Below are 16,040 nucleotides of genomic sequence, written 5' to 3' on the forward strand. Positions count from 1 at the left end.
GGGCCATAGCTCAGCTGGGAGAGCGCTTGCATGGCATGCAAGAGGTCGCCGGTTCGATCCCGGCTGGCTCCACCAACGTTCCGGACAGCAGGCCGTCCGCAGCGACAAAGTCAACGCGCGTCCCCATCGTCTAGAGGCCTAGGACATCACCCTTTCACGGTGGCGACCGGGGTTCGAATCCCCGTGGGGACGCCAACCGCTGCAGCACACGAACCCGGCCATGCCGGGTTTTTCTTTGCCTGCTTGCAGGTCCGCAGCGCCGTGGCGAGCGCCGCTCGCGGGGGGCATGCCACGGCGGACCCGCCAGACCGGTGCACGTCCATGCCCATGCGGGACGTACGACATGCGCGCCGCGTGTCCGCGCCCGCTGCTCGCGTGCCGACCTGTGCGCCGCTGCGCTCGCCGGCGGCGCTCGCGGCATGGGAGCGGCACAAACGAAAAGCCCCCGGCAAGGCCGAGGGCTTTTGAGCGTTCCTGGGATCGAACGCGATGTCGCTGGTGCCGAAGGTGGGACTCGAACCCACACGCTTTTAAGGGCGGCGGATTTTGAGTCCGCTGCGTCTACCGATTCCGCCACTTCGGCGCGGCCGCGAAGTATAGCCGACCGCGGTTGCGCTTGGGCAGGGGTAAATTCTTCATTTTCGATCCGGCCGCGCAGGGATGGGCCGGCGTATCGGTGCCGCTATACTCTCCGTTCCCAAACCTTAACGAGCAATCGATGTCGGCATTGCGAGGCCTGCGCATCCTGGTGGTGGAGAACGACGAGATGAACGCGACGCTGCTTGAGCTGCAGTTGCTTCAGACCGGCGCACAGGTCGTGGGACCGGCCGAATCCGTGCGCCAGGCGCTGGACTTGATCGCCTCCGAGCGCCCCGACCGCGCGGTGCTGGATTTTCGCCTGGGCGCCGGCGAGACCAGCGAGCCGATCGCGCAGATGTTGACCGAACGCGCCATCCCGTATGTCCTGGCCACCGGCGTGGCCGCCGATTCGCTGCCGGCCGGCTTCGCCTCCGGCGTGGTGCTGACCAAGCCCTACCTGTCCGAGCAACTGGTCAAGGCGCTCGACGACGCTCACGTCAAAATGACCGCCGGGCGCTGATACTGACGGACGGGAACCTGCCGCGCGTGGCGGGGATCGGCACGAGGTAGACCGTCATCGACGTCCATCGCCGTACGACAACCGATGTCTGGCTGCCGGCCGGTAGCGAGGCGGCCGCCTTGCTGCGCGCCACCGACTGGGCCAGCACCGAACTCGGGCCGCTGGCCGAATGGCCGCAGAGCCTGCGCGTGGCGGTGTCGATGTGCCTGGGCTCGCGCTTTCCGATGGCGCTGCGCTGGGGCCCGCGGCTGATCAACATCTACAACGACGCGTATGCCCCGCTCCTGGGGCAACGCCACCCGCAGGCGTTCGGGCGCGCCACCGCGCAGATCTGGCCGGAAGTGTGGACGCTGATCGGCCCGCAGATCGAACGGGTGCTGGCGACCGGCGAGCCGAGCTGGAACGAGCACGTGCCGCTGACCTTGCACCGCAACGGCTACGCCGAGGAAACCTACTTCACCTGGTCCTACAGTCCGGTCGCCGACGAGCGCGGCGGCATCGGCGGCGTGCTGTGTGTGTGCACGGAAGACACCTCCAGGATCCGGCTCGAGCGCGAGCGCGACCAGCTGCTGCGCGCGTTGGACGCGCAGCGCGCGCAGATGGCCGAGGCGTTCGAGCAGTCGCCGGCGGCGCTGGCGGTGTTGCGCGGGCCGGACTACGTGATCGAGAGCGCCAACCAGCGCTACCAGCAGTTGGTCGGCCCGCGCGAGGTCCTCGGCAAGGCCCTGCTCGATGCGCTGCCGGAAATCCGCCAGCAGGGCTTCATCGAACTGCTGGACAGCGTCCGCAGCAGCGGCAAGCCGTTCATCGGCGACTCGCTGACCGTCAGCCTGCGCCGCTCGCCGCACGAAGCCGCCTACGAGGCCACGCTGGACTGCGTGTACCAGCCGATGCGCGACGTCGAAGGCCACGTCACTGGCATCCTGGTGCACGGCATCGACCGCACCGAGCAGGCGCGCGCCGAAGCGCACGACAGCTTCCTGCTGACGCTGGAGGACGCGCTGCAGAACCTGGCCAGCGCCGACGCCATCTGCGAGACCGGCGCGCGCATGCTCGGCCAGCACTTGCGCGCCAACCGCTGCGCCTACGCGATCGTCGGCGAGGACCAGAACCTGTTCCACATCCAGGCCGACTACGTGGACGGCGCGGCCAGCGTGGTCGGCGACTTCCGCTTCAGCGACTTCGGCGGCGACCTGCTGGAATGCGTGCGCGAAAACCGGCCGTGGGTGGTGCAGGACACCGCGCTGCACCAGCCCCCGGTGACGCTGGACGACGACGGCTACCAACGCATCGGCGCGCGCGCGATCCTGGTCGCGCCGCTGCACAAGGGCGGGCGGCTGGTCGCGGCGATCGGCGTGCACCAGCTGACGCCGCGGGTGTGGACGTCGGCGGAGATCGAGCTGGTGCGGCTGGTCGCGGCGCGCTGCTGGGAGTCGATGGAGCGCGCCGGCGCCCAGAGCAGCCTGGCGCTGAGCGAGGCCCGGCTGCGCGAGCTGGCCGATGCGATGCCGCAGATCGTGTTCACCGCCACGCCCGACGGCGACGTGGACTACTTCAACCGGCGCTGGTACGAGTACACCGGCCTGCCCGACGGCGAAGCCGGCTACGAAAGCTGGCGCAAGGCGCATACCGAGGACGGCCTGGCCAGGGCGACGAAGGCGTGGTCGGAGGCGGTGCGCAGCGGCGAACCCTACGAGATCGAGTATCCGCTGCGCCACCGCGGCGGCGGCTACCGCTGGCATCTGGGGCGCGCGCTGCCGATCCGCGACGAGACCGGCAGGATCGTGCGCTGGATCGGCACCAACACCGACATCCACGACCGCCGCGTCACCGAGCAGCGCCTGCAGGAGAGCGAATCGCGCTTCCGCAACCTGTGCGACAACGCCCCGGTGATGATCTGGATGGCCAATGCCGACGGCGACTGCGAGTACGTCAGCCGCCAGTGGTACCTGTTCACCGGGCAGCGCGAAAGCGATGCGCTGGGCAACGGCTGGCTGGAGAAGATCCATGCCGACGACGCGGCCGCGGTCGGGCGCACGCTGGCGCGCGCCTTCGGCGAGCGGCGCCCGTTCGCGATGGAGTACCGGATCCGCCGCCACGACGGCGAGTACCGCTGGTGCGTGGACACCGCCGCGCCGCGTCTCAGCGCCTCCGGCCAGTTCCTCGGCTTCATCGGCTCGGTGCTGGACATCTCCGAGCGCAAGCGGATCGAGAACGCCACCGCGTCCGAACGCGCGGCGCTGGAGATGATCACCACCGGCAAGCCGCTGAAGGCGGTGCTGGAGGCCATCGTGCTGGGCATCGAGGCGCAGAGCGACAACGGCCTGCGCTGCATGATCATGCTGGTCGACGAATTCCGTCAGTGCCTGCTCGAAGGCGCCGCGCCCAGCCTGCCGCCGGCCTACCGGCAGGCCGCGCACCGCCTGCCGATCCGCGAGGACAGCGGCAGCTGCGGCCGCGCCGCGTTCCTGGGCCGGCAGGTGATCTGCAGCGACATCCGCAGCGACCCGAACTGGCGCGGCTTCCTGGCGCCGGCCGCCGAGGCAGGCGTGGCCGCCTGCTGCTCCACGCCGATCCTGGGCAGCGACGGCGTGGTGCTGGGGGTGGTCGCGCTGTACTACCCGTCCCCGCACTACCCGTCGGAGCACGAACAGGAACTGGCGCGCTCGGCCTCGCACCTGGCCGGGATCGTGATCGAGCGCCGCGACATCGACCAACGCCTGCAGCAGCTGCTGGCGGCCGAGCAGAGCGCGCGCGGCGAGGCCGAGCGCGCCAGCCGCATGAAGGACGAGTTCCTGGCCACGCTGAGCCACGAGCTGCGCACGCCGCTCAACGCCATCCTGGGCTGGTCGCGCCTGATGCAGGGCAGCGGCCTGCGCGAGCAGGACCTGGCCAAGGGCCTGGAAGTGATCGAGCGCGGCGCGCGATCGCAGGCGCAGATCATCGACGACCTGCTCGACATGAGCGCGATCCTGTCCGGCAAGGTGCGCCTGGAGCCGGTCGAGTTCGACCTGCTGGCGACGGTCCGCGCCACCATCGACGCGGCGCGCCCGTCGGCGCAGAACAAGGGCGTGGACATCGAACTGACAACAGCGCCCGACTCCGCCCTGCCCTACCTGGGCGACGCGGTACGGCTGCAGCAGGTGCTGACCAACCTGGTCGGCAACGCGATCAAGTTCACCCCCGCATCGGGCAGGATCGCCCTGGGCGTCGACGCGACCGCCTCGCATGTGCGGATCAGCGTCAGCGACAGCGGCGTGGGCATCGAGCCGGCCTTCCTGCCGCACGTGTTCGACCGCTTCCGCCAGGCCGACGCCAGCAGCACGCGCAGCGCCGGCGGTCTCGGCCTGGGCCTGGCGATTGCCAAGCAGTTGGCCGAGCTGCACCAGGGCCAGCTGACGGTCAGCAGCGAAGGGCCCGGGCTGGGCGCGACCTTCACCCTGCTGCTGCCGCGCAACGAACTGCACCTTGCGGCCGGCCCGGCCGGCGGCGGCGCGGCCACGGCATCGGCGGCGCAGGCCGGCAACACGCGCCTGACCGGCGCGCGCGTGCTGGTCGTCGACGACGACATGGATTCGCGCGGCGTCACCCAGCGCTTCCTGCAGGAAGCAGGCGCCACGGTGGAGACCGCGGTGTCCGCCGACGACGCCGAAGCGTTGCTGCGCGAGCGCCAGTACGACCTGCTGATCAGCGACGTGGGCATGCCGCGGCGCGACGGCCACAGCCTGATCCGCAGCGTGCGCTCGCGCGGCGCCGGCGCCACCAGCCGCATCCCGGCAATCGCCTTGACCGCCTACGTGCGCGCCGAGGATCGCGCCAAGGCGCTGGAGGCCGGGTTCAATGCGCACCTGGGCAAGCCGGTGGATCCGCTGAAGCTGGTCGCGCTGGCGGTGTCGCTGACCCAGCCGCCGCTGGCCGCGGCGCAGGATCCGGAGCCGCAGGCGCAACCGGCCTGAGCCCGCTGCGCTGCGCGCGCAGCGTCTCTTCGCCTCGTCAGCTGCGCTTGGCGCGGGCGAAGGCGTCGGCCAAGGCGCTGTTGACCGGCGCGGCCGCCGGCAGCCGCGGCTTGCCGGCGCCGCCCGGGTTGCCGCCGCGTCCATCGCGCTCGCCGCGCCGCGGCGCGCTTCCCGGCATGCGCCCGGCCTCGCGTTCGCCGGCGCGCACCGGTGCCGGGGTGTCCTCCAGGCGCCGGGTCAGGGCGATGCGCTTGCGCGCCACGTCCACTTCCAGCACCTTGACCTTGACGATGTCGCCGGCCTTGACCACGTCGCGCGGGTCCTTGACGTAGCTGTCGGACAACGCGGAGATGTGCACCAGGCCGTCCTGGTGCACGCCGATGTCGACGAACGCGCCGAACGCGGCGACGTTGCTGACCACGCCTTCCAGCACCATGCCCGGCTTGAGGTCCTTGATGTCCTCCACCCCGTCGGCGAAACGCGCGGCCTTGAACTCCGGACGCGGATCGCGGCCCGGCTTCTCCAGTTCCTTGAGGATGTCGCGCACGGTCGGCACGCCGAACTTCTCGTCGGTGAACAGCTCCGGGCGCAGCCCGCGCAGGAAGCCGCCGTCGCCGATCAGCTGCTTGATGCCGCGGCCGCTGGCGCCGGCGATGCGCTCGACCACCGGATAGGCTTCCGGGTGCACCGCCGATGCGTCCAGCGGTTCGTCGCCGTCGGCGATGCGCAGGAAGCCGGCGCACTGCTCGAAGGTCTTCTCGCCCAGCCGCGGCACCTTCAGCAGGTCCTTGCGGCGCTTGAACGGCCCGTTGTCGTCGCGGTGGCGGACGATGTTCTCGGCCACGCTCGACGACAGCCCGGACACGCGCGACAGCAACGCCGCCGAGGCGGTGTTGACGTACACGCCGACCGCGTTGACGCAGTCCTCCACGCGCGCGTCCAGCGCCCGCGCCAAGCGGTACTGGTCCACGTCGTGCTGGTACTGGCCCACGCCGATCGCCTTGGGTTCGATCTTGACCAGTTCGGCGAGCGGGTCCTGCAGGCGCCGCGCGATCGACACCGCGCCGCGCAGCGACACGTCCAGCCCGGGGAACTCCTTGGCCGCGAACTCCGATGCCGAATACACCGAGGCGCCGGCTTCGCTGACCACGACCTTCTCCAGCTTCAGCTGCGGGTTCTGCTTGATCAGGTCGGCGGCGAGCTTGTCGGTCTCGCGGCTGGCGGTGCCGTTGCCGATGGCGATCAGCTCCACGCCGTGCTGGGTGCACAGTTGCCTGAGCGTGTGCAGCGACGGGTCCCACTGCTTGCGCGGCTCGTGTGGATAGATGGTATCGGTGGCGAGCAGCTTGCCGGTGGCGTCGACCACCGCGATCTTGCATCCGGTGCGGATGCCCGGGTCCAGGCCCAGGGTGACGCGCGGGCCGGCCGGCGCGGCGAGCATCAGGTCCTTGAGGTTGTCGCCGAACACCGCGATCGCCTCGGCTTCGGCCTTCTCGCGCGCCTGGTTGAACAGGTCCAGCAGCAGGTGCATGTGCAGCTTGGCGCGCCAGGTCAGGCGGCAGGCGTCGAGCAGCCAGCGGTCGCCGGGGCGGCCCTGGTTGCTGATGCCGGCCTTCAGCGCCACGCGGCCCTCGGCGTACTGGTGGCCGGCTTCGGCATCGGCGCCGGGGTCCAGCTCCAGGTACAGGATCTCCTCGCGGCGCGCGCGGAACAGCGCCAACAACCGGTGCGAGGGGATCTTGTTCAGCGCTTCGGCATGGTCGAAGTAGTCGCGGTACTTGGCGCCTTCGTGTTCCTTGCCCTCGGCCACGCGCGCGCGGATCACGCCCACCTCGCCCAGCCAGCCGCGCAGTTCGCCGACCAGCGCCGCGTCCTCGCCCCAGCGTTCGCTCAGGATCGCGCGCGCGCCGTCCAGCGCCGCCTTGACGTCGGCCACGCCCTTGTCGGCATCGACGAAGCCGGCGGCGAAGCTCTCCGGCGCCAGCGTCGGGTCGGCCAGCAGGCCGTCGGCCAGCGGTTCCAGGCCGGCCTCGCGCGCGATCTGCGCGCGGGTGCGGCGCTTGGGCTTGTACGGCAGGTACAGGTCTTCCAGCCGCGACTTGGTGTCGGCGGCGGCGATCTCCGCGCGCAGCTCGTCGCTGAGCTTGCCCTGCTCGGCGATGCTGGCCAGCACCGCGGTGCGGCGCTCCTCCAGTTCGCGCAGATAGGTCAGCCGGGTCTCCAGATTGCGCAACTGGGTGTCGTCCAGGCCGCCGGTGACTTCCTTGCGGTAGCGGGCGATGAACGGGACGCTGGCGCCTTCGTCGAGCAAGGCGATCGCGGCGCGCGCCTGCGCCGGCTGGGCGCCGATTTCCACGGCGATGGTATGTGCGATCTGCTGGGCAAGCTGAGTGTCGTGCATTGCGTCCGGCCGGAGCCGCCTTGCGGGAAAGCGGCATTTTCGCAGCGCCCGCGCCGGCGGGGAACCCGTTGACAGCGGACGCGCGACCTGTCGGCCTCCATGGCGCGCGTTCGCGGTTCGCGGACTGGACGGCCAGCACAGCGCCGGAGGCCAAGTCGGCTTGCGGGCAGGCCATCGCATGCATCCTGTGCCGGCGACGTCGCCAAGGTTCGGCTTGGCCCTGCTGCGAGCGGCGCCGCAGTGGTTGGTGCGCGCGCCTGCTGGAAGTCCTTTACGCGGATGCGCTCACGCGACCAGGACACAACCGCACGCCGACACAACCGCACGCCGCACGGCGACGTGCGGCTAGCGCGAATACGCCGGCATGTGGTCGCCGTGGTCCAGGCGCGAGTAGTAGTAGTTGTTGAGGCGCTCGACCACGATCTCGTCCTGCAGCGATTCCAGCGCCATGATCCGCACCTGGCGGTCGCTGAGTGCGAGCACGCGTTCGACATAGATTTCCGGGCCGGCGTCGGTCTGCTTCATCGACTTGCTGAAGCCGTACGGCATCACCCCTTTTTCGCCGTCCTTGCTGCCACCGATATAGAGAACCACCGACATGTCGCACTTCCTCTTAAGGGGAATTCGTTGAACTGGCGCGCAGCCTACATAGCGCGCTGTGAGTGATATCTGCACGCAGATTAATCGCGGCTGTTTTCACGCAAATGACTTACTTTCGTGTCACGCGGACTTAACTTTGGCGAGGCGGAAGGCCTGAAAAACCGTAGGCACGGGATGCGCGCCTTGCGCACTGCAACAGATCGCTGCGCAACCGCCGCAGCATTGCGTAACGAAGCGGACGCATAAGGCTGGGCATGTTCGGTAAGAGCAAACGAACGCGCGCTTCGGGCAATCGCCGCCTCGCGGACGGCATGCCGGCGACGTCCCTGCTCGGCGGCGCACAGTTCGGCTCACTCATCGGCTGTGGGCTGGCATCGCGCAGAACGAATTCAATCGTGCGGTTCCGCCCGCATGCGACGGCCGGATCGCTTCAGCGCGTCCCGGGCCACCAGCCGCGGCCGTGCAAGGCGTAGCGGTCGGCCGCGCGTTCGAACGGATTGCGCACGTGCACGCCGCCGCAGGCGAAGTACACCGGCAGGAACAGCGGCCCCAGCAGCAGATACTGCAGCACGTGCGCGCGCTCGTGGTCGCCCAGCCGTATCGCCGGATGCAGGCAATGCCCGGCCGCATGTTCGTAGGTCGCGCAGGCCACGTCGAGGTCGGCGGTCGTGACCAGGATGACGTTGCCCAGGGTCAGCGCTCCGCCCGGCCCCCACGGGAAGCGATGGAACACCAGCGACAGTTCGCGCCGGCTGGCGCGCAGGCGCGCGCCGAACGGCAGGCTGGCCAGCCCCAGCAGCAGGCCGAGCGCGGTGTTGGGCGAGGTCCACAGCGCGCCGAGCGCGAAACCGGCCAGGCGCAGCGACCGCGCCGCCGACGCGCTCAGTCCGCTTCGTTGGGGATCAGCAACCACAGGATCAGGTAGACCAGGATGCCGGGGAACGCCGCCGACGCGATCGAGCCGATCACGTAGATCACGCGCAGCCAGGTGGCGCTCCAGCCGAAACGGTGCGCGATGCCGCCGATCACCCCGGCGATCATGCGATCGTTGAGCGAGCGCGACAGCGTACGGGCGGGCTGGGACATGGCGAAGGGCTCCGTCGACAGGATTCGCGGTCAGTCTATGGCCGGGCGCGCGGCCGGCGCGTGACGGCGCAGCGCATCGAGCTGCTGGCCGAACCATGCCGCCGCGTCCTGCTCCGGCCGGCCCGGACAGGCCACCCGGTAGGCGCGGCCGCTGGCGCTGCTGGCGCTGGCGCCGCGCGCGATGAACTGCTCGGCGCTGTCGGCCAGTTCGCGCTTGCGCAGGTAGTCGTACTTGCGCTGCAGGTGCGCGCTGGCCTCGGCGGCGCCGTACCAGCTGCCGTTGCGCTGGAACCGGCACGGCGAGGCGCGCAACGCCGCCAGCAGGGCCTGGATCTCGCGCTCGGCCGCTGGCGGCGGTGCGGACGCGGCAAGCGGCGCGGCGGTGCACAACGCCAGCGCGAGCGCCCAGCGCAGGCGGCGGCGGCGCGGCGGCATGCCGCCCTGCCCGCGCCTATGCATCGCCGGACCGCTCCGCCAGCCAGCGGTGCAGCGCCGCGGGCACTTCGCGCTGCGCGCGGCCGGACACGTAGATGCCGATATGCCCGCCGCGGAAGCTCAGTTCGGCGTAGTCGTCGCTGCCGACCAGCCCGCGCAGCGCACGCGAGGCGTCCGGCGGCACCAGATGGTCCTGTTCGGCATAGATGTTGAGCACCGGCATGTCCACCTTGGCCAGGTCGACCCGTTGCTCGCCGATGCGCGCGGTGCCGGCGACCAGCGCGTTGTCCTGGTAGAACTGCTTGACGAACTGGCGGAAGGCCTCGCCGGCCAGATCCGGCGAGTCGAAGATCCACTTCTCCATGCGCAGGAAGTCCTCGAGCGCGCGCGGGTCGTCGAGGATGTCGAGCAGGCCGACGTACTTCTGCAGGTTCAGCCGGAACGGCTTGAGCATCAGGTAACTGGCGTTCATCAGGTCGGCCGGGACGTTGCCCAGCGTGTCGACGAACAGGTCCACGTCGACCAGCCGCGCCCAGTTCGACAGCATGTTGTCCGGCGTATGGAAATCCACCGGCGTCACCATCGTCACCAGGTTGCGCACCTTCTCGCGGCGCAGCGCCGCGTAGCACAGCGAGAAGGTGCCGCCCTGGCAGATCCCGAGCAGGTTGACCGCGCCGCCGCCGATGCCGGCGCGCAGGTGGTCCACCGCGCCATCGATGTAGCGCAGCAGGTAGTCTTCCAGGGTCAGGTAGCGCTCGGAGCGGTCGGGATAGCCCCAGTCGAGCACGTAGACGTCTTCGCCCAGCGCCAGCAGGCCCTGCACCAGCGAGCGGTCGGCCTGCAGGTCGACCATGTACGGCCGGTTGACCAGCGCATAGACGATCAGCAGCGGCACCTTGGCGACCGGCGGCTGGCTGCCGACGAAGCGGTACAGCACCGCCTTGCCGTCGCGCCACACTTCCTGCCGCTCGGTCACGCCGTACTGCACCTCGTCCAGGCCGGGCAGCACGCGCAGGGCTTCGAGCAGCTTGCGCTGCAGTTCCAGCGTCTCCTGCACCAGGTCGTCGCTGCTGAAGCTCAACGGTCCCTTCATGCGCGGCTCCCGCGCGCCGGCGATGACTGCTTGCGCTTGCCGCCGGGGGCGGCCGGCGGTGGCTTCGCCGCGGTCCTGGGGGGCGCCTTCCTGGCCGCGGACTTGGCCGCTGCGGCCCGGCTGCCGGCCGGTGTGCGCGCCGGCGGTGCGGCGCCAGCCGCGCGCTTCTTCGTTGCCGGCTTCGCTGCCGGCTTCGCTTCCGGCGCTGCCGCCGGCGCCGCTTCGGCCGGCTGCGGCGCTGCCGCATCCGCCGCCGCGCGCTCCAGCCGGCGCAGCCGGCGCTCCAGATCGGCCACCCGCCGGTGCGCCGCGTCGAGCTCGGTGCGCGTGGGCAGGCCGAGCTGCTCGCAGGCCTGTTCGATCTCGCGCTGCAGCAGCGAACGCAGCCGCATCTGCGCGTTGGCGAAGCCCGCATAGACCTGGCGGAACTCCTCCGACAGCGCGGCGGCCGAATACGCTTCCTCGGCGGCATCGATCCACAGGTCGAACATCGCCCGTGCGCTGGTCAGCTGCCGGCCCGGATCCTCGCGCTCGCGCAGCTTGGCCTCGAACACGCCGAAGGCGCGGTCGATCGCGCCCTGCAGCTGGCTCAGGTAGGCCTGCAGTTGCGCCTGGTAGTCCTGTTGCGCCTTGGCCAGCGCGCGCCAACGCGCATGGTGGTTGCGCCCCAGCCCGAAGCCCGGCATCTCCAGCCACGGCCCGCTGTCGCGCTGCAGGCCTTGCAGCCATTGCGAGGCCTGCTGCAGCCATGGATCGACGCCGGCCTGGCCGGCGCCGCGCGCCGCGCCGAGCAGCCATTGCAGCATCTGCTCGCGCTGGCCCTGCACCTGCCGCTTCCAGGCCTCGGCGACGTCGGCGCTGCTCGCATCGCGCCCGGCGAACTGCGCGGCCACCTGCTGCATCGTGCCGAGCCAGTCGCCGGCCTGCTGACGGAACCGGGCGAGCGCGTCCTCCGCCTCCGGCGCGGTGCCGCGCGGCAGCTGCCGGGTCCATGCGTCGATCGCATCGCGCCATGCCGCCTGCGGCGCATCGCCGGCCGGCGACGCCGCGGACGCGGCGGCGCCCTGGCGCAGGGCCTGGTTCCACGCATCCCAGTACTGCCGCGCCAACGCCTCGAAATCGCCGGCACCGTGGCCGCCGCTAGCCTTCATCGCCACCCTCCCAGGTCAAGCGGGAATGATAGCAACCGCGGCGTCGCGCCGGGGTCAGGGTTTGGGAATGCGCAGCGTCTTGCTGATCATCAGCGAGCCGGACAGCGCGAACAGCAGCACCAGCGGATGCAGCAGCCACGGGCCGATGCGCCATTGGCCCCACCACAATGCATCGCCGATGTGGCCAAGATAGGCCGCCACCGCGAGCACGATCACCAGCGCCAGGCTGGTCGGGATCGGCGTGCCTTCGAAATACGGCACCTTGTCGCCGTCGCCGGTCAGCTGCTCGGCGGTGACGTTGTAGCGCGCCAGGCGGCTCACGCCGCAGCAGACGAAATAGCTCAGCACCAGCCAGTCCCAGCCGCCCTGCATGCCGCAGGCGTAGGCCAGCGCGGCCGGGGCGACGCCGAAGGAGATCACGTCGGCCAGCGAATCCAGTTCGCGCCCCAGCGTGGAGGAGGACTTGCGCCAGCGCGCGACCCGTCCGTCCAGCGCATCGAACACGAACGCCAGCGGGATCAGCGCCATGCCGATCAGCAGGTCGCTGCGCGAGCCCTCCTGCAGGAAGCGCATCGCCGCGAACACCGCGCCGGTGCCGCAGAACGCGTTGGCCAGGGTGAACCAGTCGGCCAGCTGGAACTCGCGCAGCATCGAAAAGTGGCGTTTCATCGGGCTATGGGGCTCGTCCGGGATGGCAGGGATGCGACCGCCACAGGGTAGCGTGGCGTAGCGGGGCTGGCGAGCGCCGCCGCGACGGCGCCCTATGCGCTGTTACGCTGCGCGCTTCCCCCCAGGAGCCACCGCATGCATACCGTCCTCGTCACCGGCGCCGCCAGCGGCATCGGCGCCGGCATCGCCGCCGAACTGACCGCCGCCGGCCGCCACCTGATCGTCAGCGATCTCGACCTGGACGCGGCCGAGGCGGTCGCCGCGCGGCTGCGCGATGCCGGCGGCTCGGCCGAAGCCGTCGCCCTGGACGTGACCCGCGATGCCAGCGTCGCCGCGGCGCTGGCGGCGATCTCGCGCCCGCCGGACGTGCTGGTCAACAACGCCGGGCTGCAGCACGTGGCACCGCTGGAGACGTTTCCGATGCCCAAGTGGAACCTGCTGGTCGAGGTGATGCTCGGCGGCGTGGCGCGCCTGACCCAGGCGGTGCTGCCGGGCATGCGCGAACGCGGCTTCGGCCGCATCGTCAACATCGGCAGCATCCATTCGCTGGTGGCCAGCCCGTACAAGAGCGCCTACGTGGCGGCCAAGCACGGGCTGGTCGGCTTTTCCAAGGTGATCGCACTGGAGACCGCCGACACCGACATCACCATCAACACGCTGTGCCCGAGCTACGTCAAGACGCCGCTGGTGGACCGGCAGATCGCCGACCAGGCGCGCGCGCGCGGCATCTCCGAGGCCGATGTGATCGACCAGGTGATGCTCAAGCCGATGCCCAAGGGCGTGTTCATCGACTACGACGAACTGGCCGGCACCATCGCCTTCCTCGCCACCCCGGCGGCACGCAACATCACCGGCCAGAGCATCGCGATCGACGGCGGCTGGACCGCGCAGTAAGCCACCGCGACGCGCCGGGACGGCACGCGACCGCGCCTGGCGAAAATTTGGTCGAAGCGTGCGCAGGCCTTGCGCCGCAACACGCGCGCACGCTTATCCACAGACTTGCCGGGGTTCGATCCACAGCCGTTGTGGAAAACCCGGGAGCATCGCGGCCTGTGCCCCGCTCTGTTCGACCCGGAAGGTTGGCGAAATTTTCGCCAATCAGCGTCGATGCATCCGGTTTTCAAGCACTTGCACGCCTTGTCCACAGCTTTGCGCGCGCGTGATCCACATCGTGTGTGGACAAGCCGGGCGATGTCCGCGATGTGCGATATCGCGAAAGGCGCCACGCGCGCCTGCTTCTACGCAACGCTGCGCGGCCCGGCTGCGTTCGCGCCGATGGACATCGGCATGGCGAGTACGCCCACTGTGGCGGATGCGCTGGCGCCGGCCCGCGGGCCGCCGGGATATACGAACTCGACGCGCTGGTGGAGGCAAGTCCGCGCATGACGCGCCACGCACCTGCAAGCGAGCTCGGACTAGGCGCCAGCCGCCGCGGCAGACGCTGCGCTCAGATGCGCGAGTACGCCCACGACAGCATGCGCCCGTCGCGGTAGGGCATCACCCCGTGGAACGGGCGCGGATCGGCGTCGAACACCAGCGGCAGGAAATGGCGGTCGCCCTCCCACAGCGGCAGCGTGCCCATCTCAGCCACCGGCACCCAGGCCAGCGTGCCCTCGGCGTTGTCCGCGTAGGGCTCGCCGCTGTAGGCGGTGATCAGGAACAGGAAGCCCAGCCAGTCCTCGCCGTGCTTGCCGAATCCGGGCCAGCTGATCGTGCCGCGCAGCTGCAGCGCATCGCATTCGATGCCGGCCTCCTCGCGGATCTCGCGGCGCATGCCCGCCAGCACGTCCTCGTCCGCTTCGACCTTGCCGCCCAGGCCGTTGTACTTGCCCAGGTGGTGGTCGCCGGGGCGCGCGTTGCGGTGGACCAGCAGGACCCTGGAGCGGTCCGGCGACAGCACGTAGCCCAGCGTGGCGACGATCGGGGTGTAGGGCATGCGACGGAAGGGCGAGTCGAGGGCCGCGCAGTATGCCGCATCGGCGCCGCCGCCGAGCGGGTCACAGCGCCGGGGCGACCGCGCCGCGTACCGCCGGCGCGGTCGGCTTCAGCGTGGCCACGCCATGGCCGCGCTCGGCCAGGTATTCCAGCCATTTGCTCAGGAAGGTGTTCATGCGCATGCGGTGGCTGATCAGTTCCGCCGGCGGCGGGTACAGCCCCATCACGTCCTGCCAGCGGCGGCCGACGTAGCAATGCGTGGTCTCGGCCTGGTGCGCGTCGCGATACAGCCGAACATAGGCCGACGGATCCGGCTCGCCGGTGACCGGGTCGCACAGGTCGTAGGTCAGGCGCAGTTCCACCGTGTAGCGGTGGTGCTCGATCACGTCCAGGCGCAGATCCAGGCCGTCGCCGATCGAGGACAGGTAGCTGCCGGTGGCCAGGTCGCCGGGCGCGAACAGCCGGTTCAGATGGACGTAGTTCTCGGCATAGAGCGCCATCAGCCAGCCGAATCGGCTGAGCCGGGGAATGCGTTCGCTGCGGGTCAGGGCGTGCTGCATGGCCCCGATGCTACACGTTGCATCGCTCGCGCGGCAGCATTGACGCGGCGGCAAACCCGGCCTAACGTGGAGGTCTCGGCGGTGCAGGCCGAACCGTTCAGAACATCTCCCGTTGCAGGCCCAGCGTGGCCAGCACCTTGCTGGAGATCTCCTCGATCGAGGTATTGGTGGTGCTCAGCGTCGGCACCCGCTCCATCCGGAACATCGTCTCGGCGGCGGCCACTTCGCGCCGGCAGGTCTCCAGGTTGGCGTAGCGCGAATTGGGCCGGCGTTCCTGGCGGATCTGCTGCAGCCGGTCCGGATCGATGGTCAGCCCGAACAGCTTGCTGCGGTAGGGACGCAACCGCGGCGGCAGGCGGTCGTGCTCCAGGTCCTCCTCGGTCAGCGGATAGTTCGCCGCGCGCACGCCGTAGTGCAGCGCCAGGTAGATGCAGGTCGGCGTCTTGCCGGCGCGCGAGACCGCCACCAGGATCACGTCGGCCTCGTCGTAGTTGATCGCGATGCCGTCGTCGTGGGTCAGCGCGAAGTTCATCGCGTTGATGCGCCGGTGGTAGGTCTCGAAGTCGACCATGCCGTGCGCCTGCCCTACCCGCGAATGCCGCGGCGCGTTCAGTTCGCGCTCCAGCGGCTCGATGAACGGCGCGAACACGTCCAGCATCAGCGCCCCGCTTTCGGCCAGCAGCATGCTCAGCTGCGGGTCCACGCAGGAGTTCACCACGATCGGGCGGACCTGGTAGCGCTCGCCCGCGGCGTGGATGCGCTGTGCCGCCTCGCGGGCTTTTTCCGGATCGTCTACGAACGACATGCGGTCGGTGACGAAGCTGAAACCGCTGAACTGGGTGAGCAGGCTATGCCCAATGGTTTCAGCGGTGATACCGGTTCCATCGGACACGTAGAACACCGGCCGGATCGTCGACATTGCCTGGATTCTCCTTGCTGAAACCCAACGGACGCCCCTGGCCGAGCTTGTGCCGACTCGGGTGCGCACTGCATGATATCGGCTTCTTCCCTCACGGACGCGGCCACTCAGCCCGCCTAGGGCGATGGCCCAACGG

14 protein-coding genes and 2 tRNA genes are annotated in these 16,040 nt (G+C 70.2%); 4 read left to right on the forward strand and 12 right to left on the reverse strand.

Annotation, left to right across the window (positions count from 1 at the left end):
- Nucleotides 1–119: 119 nt before the first annotated feature.
- Nucleotides 120–195: transfer RNA gene (locus tag JR065_RS14480), tRNA-Glu, on the forward strand.
- A gap of 301 nt (nt 196–496) precedes the next feature.
- Here JR065_RS14480 and JR065_RS14485 read toward each other — a convergent pair.
- Nucleotides 497–583, reverse strand: a tRNA-Leu gene (locus JR065_RS14485).
- Nucleotides 584–718: 135 nt separating this feature from the next.
- Between JR065_RS14485 and JR065_RS14490 the strand changes: the two genes are divergently transcribed.
- On the forward strand, nt 719–1,099 hold the full coding sequence (locus tag JR065_RS14490; RefSeq protein ID WP_206234979.1) for a response regulator: 381 nt from the start codon (nt 719–721) through the stop codon (nt 1,097–1,099).
- 119 nt (nt 1,100–1,218) lie between these two features.
- Complete coding sequence (locus JR065_RS14495; protein ID WP_206234980.1) at nt 1,219–5,055, forward strand: PAS domain-containing protein; 3,837 nt, start codon at nt 1,219–1,221, stop codon at nt 5,053–5,055.
- A 37-nt stretch (nt 5,056–5,092) separates the two neighbouring features.
- On the opposite strand, the gene JR065_RS14500 is transcribed toward JR065_RS14495, so the two are convergent.
- The 8 genes from JR065_RS14500 to JR065_RS14535 form a co-directional block, all read right to left on the reverse strand.
- A complete protein-coding gene (locus tag JR065_RS14500) occupies nt 5,093–7,456 on the reverse strand; it encodes a Tex family protein (protein WP_206234981.1) in 2,364 nt (787 codons plus the stop codon).
- 345 nt (nt 7,457–7,801) lie between these two features.
- Complete coding sequence (locus JR065_RS14505) at nt 7,802–8,056, reverse strand: hypothetical protein (RefSeq protein WP_206234982.1); 255 nt, start codon at nt 8,054–8,056, stop codon at nt 7,802–7,804.
- Between the two features lie 430 nt (nt 8,057–8,486).
- Nucleotides 8,487–8,942, reverse strand: a complete 456-nt coding sequence (locus tag JR065_RS14510; RefSeq protein WP_206235069.1) for a hypothetical protein — start codon at nt 8,940–8,942, stop codon at nt 8,487–8,489.
- Entirely contained in the window at nt 8,939–9,142 is a 204-nt protein-coding gene (locus JR065_RS14515; RefSeq protein ID WP_206234984.1) for a PspC domain-containing protein, read from the reverse strand. The genes JR065_RS14510 and JR065_RS14515 overlap by 4 nt, the downstream gene beginning before the upstream one ends.
- Nucleotides 9,143–9,172: 30 nt before the next feature.
- Entirely contained in the window at nt 9,173–9,577 is a 405-nt protein-coding gene (locus tag JR065_RS14520) for a DUF5329 family protein (RefSeq protein ID WP_206234985.1), read from the reverse strand.
- Between the two features lie 16 nt (nt 9,578–9,593).
- Entirely contained in the window at nt 9,594–10,670 is a 1,077-nt protein-coding gene (locus JR065_RS14525; protein WP_206234986.1) for a class III poly(R)-hydroxyalkanoic acid synthase subunit PhaC, read from the reverse strand.
- Nucleotides 10,667–11,821, reverse strand: coding sequence for a class III poly(R)-hydroxyalkanoic acid synthase subunit PhaE (phaE, locus tag JR065_RS14530; protein WP_206234988.1), 1,155 nt, complete (start codon nt 11,819–11,821; stop codon nt 10,667–10,669). Before phaE ends, JR065_RS14525 begins: the two co-directional genes overlap by 4 nt.
- A gap of 54 nt (nt 11,822–11,875) precedes the next feature.
- Nucleotides 11,876–12,490, reverse strand: coding sequence for a CDP-alcohol phosphatidyltransferase family protein (locus tag JR065_RS14535; RefSeq protein WP_206234989.1), 615 nt, complete (start codon nt 12,488–12,490; stop codon nt 11,876–11,878).
- A 135-nt stretch (nt 12,491–12,625) separates the two neighbouring features.
- On the opposite strand from JR065_RS14535, the gene JR065_RS14540 reads away from it, so the two are divergent.
- Nucleotides 12,626–13,384: a 3-hydroxybutyrate dehydrogenase gene (locus tag JR065_RS14540; RefSeq protein WP_206234990.1), complete on the forward strand. Its 759-nt coding sequence runs from the start codon at nt 12,626–12,628 to the stop codon at nt 13,382–13,384.
- Nucleotides 13,385–13,937: 553 nt separating this feature from the next.
- Here the strand turns inward: JR065_RS14540 and JR065_RS14545 are convergent.
- From JR065_RS14545 to ppsR, 3 genes are all read right to left on the reverse strand, one after another.
- Nucleotides 13,938–14,426, reverse strand: a complete 489-nt coding sequence (locus tag JR065_RS14545) for an NUDIX hydrolase (protein WP_206234992.1) — start codon at nt 14,424–14,426, stop codon at nt 13,938–13,940.
- A gap of 61 nt (nt 14,427–14,487) precedes the next feature.
- The gene (locus JR065_RS14550; RefSeq protein WP_206234993.1) at nt 14,488–14,985 is read right to left on the reverse strand and encodes a DUF1249 domain-containing protein; all 498 of its coding nucleotides are present in this window, start codon (nt 14,983–14,985) and stop codon (nt 14,488–14,490) included.
- Between the two features lie 97 nt (nt 14,986–15,082).
- Nucleotides 15,083–15,904: a posphoenolpyruvate synthetase regulatory kinase/phosphorylase PpsR gene (gene ppsR, locus JR065_RS14555; RefSeq protein WP_206234994.1), complete on the reverse strand. Its 822-nt coding sequence runs from the start codon at nt 15,902–15,904 to the stop codon at nt 15,083–15,085.
- Between the last annotated feature and the right edge of the window lie 136 nt (nt 15,905–16,040).

It is taken from the genome of Xanthomonas sp., from assembly GCF_017163755.1.
Taxonomy (GTDB): Bacteria; Pseudomonadota; Gammaproteobacteria; order Xanthomonadales; family Xanthomonadaceae; genus Xanthomonas_A.